The sequence below is a fragment of the Actinomadura sp. NPDC048032 genome, from assembly GCF_040653175.1.
GTDB lineage: Bacteria > Actinomycetota > Actinomycetes > Streptosporangiales > Streptosporangiaceae > Spirillospora > Spirillospora verrucosospora.
Map to the genome: position 1 here is coordinate 1 of NZ_JBEZJP010000523.1, position 4,888 is coordinate 4,888.

Annotated in this window: 4 protein-coding genes; 2 read left to right on the forward strand and 2 right to left on the reverse strand. The window is 73.1% G+C overall.

Annotated elements, in window-relative coordinates:
* Window positions 1-10: 10 nt before the first annotated feature.
* Together AB0C69_RS37990 and AB0C69_RS37995 are read right to left on the reverse strand one after the other, a co-directional pair.
* Window positions 11-406, reverse strand: coding sequence for a hypothetical protein (locus tag AB0C69_RS37990; protein WP_360360706.1), 396 nt, complete (start codon window positions 404-406; stop codon window positions 11-13).
* A gap of 274 nt (window positions 407-680) precedes the next feature.
* Window positions 681-2,108, reverse strand: coding sequence for a DUF1266 domain-containing protein (locus AB0C69_RS37995; protein ID WP_360360709.1), 1,428 nt, complete (start codon window positions 2,106-2,108; stop codon window positions 681-683).
* A gap of 132 nt (window positions 2,109-2,240) precedes the next feature.
* Here AB0C69_RS37995 and AB0C69_RS38000 point away from each other — a divergent pair, with 132 nt between their 5' ends.
* Complete coding sequence (locus AB0C69_RS38000; protein WP_360360712.1) at window positions 2,241-3,674, forward strand: LCP family protein; 1,434 nt, start codon at window positions 2,241-2,243, stop codon at window positions 3,672-3,674.
* Window positions 3,675-3,849: 175 nt separating this feature from the next.
* A partial coding sequence (locus AB0C69_RS38005) for a glycosyltransferase (RefSeq protein ID WP_360360715.1) occupies window positions 3,850-4,888 on the forward strand: 1,039 nt, incomplete at its 3' end.

Genomic DNA, 4,888 nt, shown 5'->3' on the forward strand with positions numbered 1-4,888 from the left:
GCCCCGTCCGCTACGACGTGCGCGCCGACACCGGCCGCGTCGACATGGACCAGGTGCGCGACCTCGCCCTCAAGGAGCGGCCGAAGTTGATCTGGGTGAACACGTTGCCCTTCGCCGTCGTGATCGTCCGCTTCAGGACGCCGGCGGGGTCGACCGCCCCGCCGCTGGAGTAGGTGGGCGAGGGCACGGTCGGCTCCGTCGAGGAGCCGTAGCTCGGGAGGCGCGTCGTGGACGGCAGCGTCACGGGCCGGGCCGGGTCGTCGTCATCGCCGCTGAAGACGAGGACGGCGAACGTCCCGGCGACGGCCACCACCAGCACCGCGCCGACGACGAGCAGCCACACGAGCGTGCTGCCGCCGCCGCGCCGCGGCGGGTACGGGGGTGGGAAGCCGGGGCCGCCGGGCATCGGCGGAGGGCCGGCGGGCGCGGCAGGCGGCGGGAATCCCGGCCGACCGGGCTGCTGGCCGGGCCAAGGTGGGGGGTTCATGGTCGCTCCGGGCGGTTCACGTGCGGGGTGCCGAGTGAGGTCGGACCAGACTACGTGCGGTGAATGGTGATTTCGTGGCAGATTTCCCATATACAGATGGCCGCGCCGACACAACCGTTCCGCGGTGGGCATTCCGGGGACCGGAGAGATAGATCACACGCGGGTCCGGTTGCGGCGGGCGGCGAATCCCGGACTAGGTCCAGTCGCGGGTGAGTTCCAGGTCCCAGGGGACGAGGTTCCAGGGGCTGAGGGGCTCGGTGGCGAGCTCCTCGACGAGCCGCTCGTACTCGGCCTGCGCCGGGCCGCCGCCGCCCGACCAGAGCAGGCGTCCCTGCAGGTAGCAGGTCGCCATGTCGCGCCAGGACGTGTACCGCCGCTGGATGTCGAGCGCGAGCGGGAGCATCCGGTCCCAGCAGTACTCCTCGGTCAGCCAGCCGACGATGTGGCCCCACCGGAAGAGCATGAGCGCGCGCCCGTAGTCCCAGATCAGGAACCGTCCCACGTTGGCGCGCAGCGCGGGGTCGGCGAGGGCCTTCAGCCGGTGCAGCTCCTCCGCCGCGTGGTTGCGGTCGTTGAAGAGCTGGTGGAGGAACTGGGCCAGCTCGGCGCCCTCCTCGCTCGCGTCCGCGCCCGGCTCGTCGCGCAGCAGCGGCGGGACGAGCCGCGCGTACGAGCCGCCCTCGTCCCCGTACCGGACGCGGACCAGCTCGATCAGCCGCTCGACGAACGGGGGCTCCAGCCGGTCGCCGGCGATGAGGCCGTCGACCTCGCGCAGCAGCGACTCGTACTCCCGCTGCTCGGCGGGGGACCGGCCGGCGAGGTGCGCGTCCTGCGTGAAGTCGGCGCGGTGCCCGTCCTGGACGAGCCAGTTGACGGCGCCGAGGAGCTGCTCCAGGTCGTAGGCGCCCCAGGGGTCCTGGAGCAGGTCCTGCGCCGCGCGGCGGTCGGCGGCCGCGGCGGACGCGCCGGGGGCGGCGCCGAGCCGGTCCACCCGGAACCCGTTGACGGCGCCGTAGGGGGCGCCGGCCGCGATGATCCAGCGCTGCACCGGGGTGAGGTCGCTGCCGCGGGCGAGGACGCCGTTCAGGTCGGGCGCGCGGATCAGATCCCAGAGCCGCCGCTGGAACTCCTCGGCCTGCCGCTCCTCGCTGCCGAAGAACCCGGCGAGCTGCTTGCGCAGCGCCGGGTGCCGGACGTAGAGGCGGCGGAAGAACCGGCCGTTCTTCCACACCAGGTGCTCGGGGCGCAGGTCGCCGAACGGGATCCGCGTGCGCCGGTGGACCATGGCCTGCTCGGCGAACCGCAGTTCGAGGTCCGACCAGAGCCCGGCGAGCGGGGTGAAGCGCAGCAGCAGGACGAACCCGCCCACCAGGGCGAGCAGGACGGCGCCGGGGGCCAGCGCCCACCGCGCCTGGTCCGGGAGCCCGGTCAGGGACAGGACGGCGCCGGTCAGCAGCAGGCCCACGCCGCCCGCGCCGAGGCCGAGGAACCAGCCGGTCGTGAGGACGAGGGACCCCTCGATGCGGAGCACCGCCTCCTCGTCGTCGAACTCGAACGACCCCTCGGCGAGCGTCCCCTCGACGGCCCGCTCAAGCGCGTCGAGCTGACCGGCCTCTTCCATGGGCAGGACCGTACAGCATCCCTTACGTCTAGATCATCTACCCGGTGCCCCTTATGCGGCGGTCGGAACGCGGGCCCGGCTCTTTCCCACGACGCCCGTGGCGCATGTCCAATCTGTGCTGAAATGTTCCGGATGCAGCGAGCCGTCGCGCCCCCGCCCGTGTACTACGCGGACAGCGCCCCGCCGCCACCGGAGCCGCCGGTGCGGGGGCGCCTGTGGCGCATGCTCGGCTGGGTGTCGATCGGGCTGTCGGTCGTGCTCGTGGCGGGCAGCCTCACCGCCTACGGGTTCTGGCGCCGGCTCGACGGGCAGATCGACCGGGAGAACGTCGACGGCCGGCTCGGCGAGCACCGGCCGCCCAAGCTGAACAACTCGCTGAACATCCTGATGATGGGCTCCGACAGCCGCGCCGGGGAGAACGCCCGCTACGGCACCGAGGCCGGGCAGCGCTCCGACACCACGATCCTGCTGCACATCTCGCCCGGCGGGCAGAGCGCCATCGGCGTCAGCTTCCCGCGCGACTCGATGGTGCAGATGCCGCCGTGCAAGCGCAAGAACGGCACGACGGTCCCGGCCCAGTTCGGAATGATCAACGCGGCGTTCTCCAACGGCGGCCCGGCCTGCACCTGGCGGACGATCGAGTCGCTCACCAAGATCCACATCGACCACTACGTCGAGGTCGACTTCGCCGGGTTCAAGCGGGTCGTGGACGCGCTCGGCGGCGTGGAGATCTGCGTCCCCCGGCGGATCGACGATCCCAAGGCCGAACTGCACCTCAGGGCCGGCCGGCAGACCGTCCGCGGCGACCAGGCCCTCGGCTACGTCCGCACCCGCTACGTCCTCGGCGACGGCTCCGACCTCGACCGGATCAAGCGGCAGCAGGCGTTCATGGCCTCCGTCGTCAAGAAGGCCACGGACAAGGGCATGCTCACCGACCCCGGCCGCACCTACGCCTTCCTGTCCGCCGCCACCAGGTCCATCAAGGCGGACGACGGGCTCACCCTGTCGGTGATGCAGAAGCTCGCCGCGTCCCTGGGCGGGATGAGCGCCGGCAAGGTCCGCTTCGTCACCGTGCCCGTGCAGGCGTTCCCGCAGGACAAGAACCGCGTCCAGTTCGCCCAGGCCGCCGCCGAGCCCCTGTTCCGGGCCATCCGCGAGGACAACAAGCTCCCCCAGCCGGAGCCCGTGCCCGCGAACAACAAGGTCCAGCCCGTCCCGCCCACGCAGGTCAGGCTCGGCGTCTACAACGCCTCCGGCACCGGCGGCCTCGCCCAGCGGACCGCCGACCAGCTCACCGAGCGCGGCTTCCAGGTCGTCAAGGTCGGCACCGCCAGGAAGCCCGTCCCCCACACCCAGATCCTCTACGGCGCGGGCGCCGAGCGGCAGGCCGCGCGCACGGCGATCGCGGTGCCCGGCCACCAGCCGCGCCCGTGGGCGTCCGCGAAACCCGGCTACGTCTACCTGGTCATCGGCAGGGACGGCGCCCAACTGCGGGGGCTGGGCCCAATGGTTCCGAAGATCGCGGGGGAGATCCGCGCCGACCGCAACATCTGCGCACCGACCTGATGACGCGCCCGAACCCGCTGGGAGCCGTCTCAGCGGTATCTTGGCGGCGCAAACCATCGACCCTCTTGAAACGTCTCATCTAGGACGGCGCCCCCCTCTACCCCCCGACCTGGCCCGCCGCCCCGCCCCCGCATGGGCGCCCCCACGGCCGCCACGCTCCCCCCGGAACGGACGCATGCAGCCCGAACCCTTCACCCTGCTGATGACCGTCTACGGCGGTGATCGTGAGGAGCATGTCCGGGACGCCTTCCGCAGCGCCGTCCACCTCCAGACCCTCCGCCCGGACCAGGTCGTCCTCGTCCAGGACGGGCCCGTCCCGCCCGCGCTCGCCTCCGGCCTGCGCGACCTCGTGAGGATCAGCCCGGTCGAGGTCACGTTCGTCCACCTGGAGCACAACCGCGGTCTCGGCCCCGCCCTCGACGCCGGCCTGCACGCCGCCCGCCACGACATCGTCGCCCGCATGGACGCCGACGACTACTCGATGCCGCACCGCTTCCAGACGCAAGTCCCGCTGGTGCGCGCGGGCGCCGAGCTCGTGGGCGCGGGGCTGCTGGAGTTCGGCACCGACATCACCGACATCGTCGGCCGCCGCATCCCGCCGAGCGACCCCGCCGACATCGCGCGCTACTCCCGCCTGCACGACCCGTTCAACCACCCCACGGTCGTCTACCGGCGCAGCGCCGTCGTCGCCGCGGGCGGCTACGGCGACCTGCCCCTGATGGAGGACTACTGGCTGTTCGCCCGCATGATCGCGGGCGGGGCGCGGATCGTGAACGTCGCCGAGCCCCTCGTGTACTACCGCGTCGGCGAGGGGGCCTACGAGCGGCGCGGCGGCCGCGACCTGCTGCGCTCCGAACTGCGGCTGCAGCGCGAGATGCTCCGCGAGGGCTTCATCTCCCAGCCCCAGTACTGGCGCAACGTCATGGTGCGCGGCGGCTACCGGCTCGTCCCCACCCTGATCCGCAAACCGTTCTACCGCGCGGTCGTCGCCCCCTACGGCGCCCGCCGCAACCGCCTGCGCGACCGCGACCGGGCCCGGCCGGGCCCCCGCCCGGCCATCCCCTACATCCCCCGCCACGCGCGCCCGGCGGGCGGCGGGCACCAGGGGCTCCCCGGCCTGGACGCCGCCCCGCCGCAACCGGAGAACGAGCGCGGCGGCGGCGTCGGCGCTGCCGCCCGCCATGCCCCCCGCGACCGGGATCGCCTTGCGGATC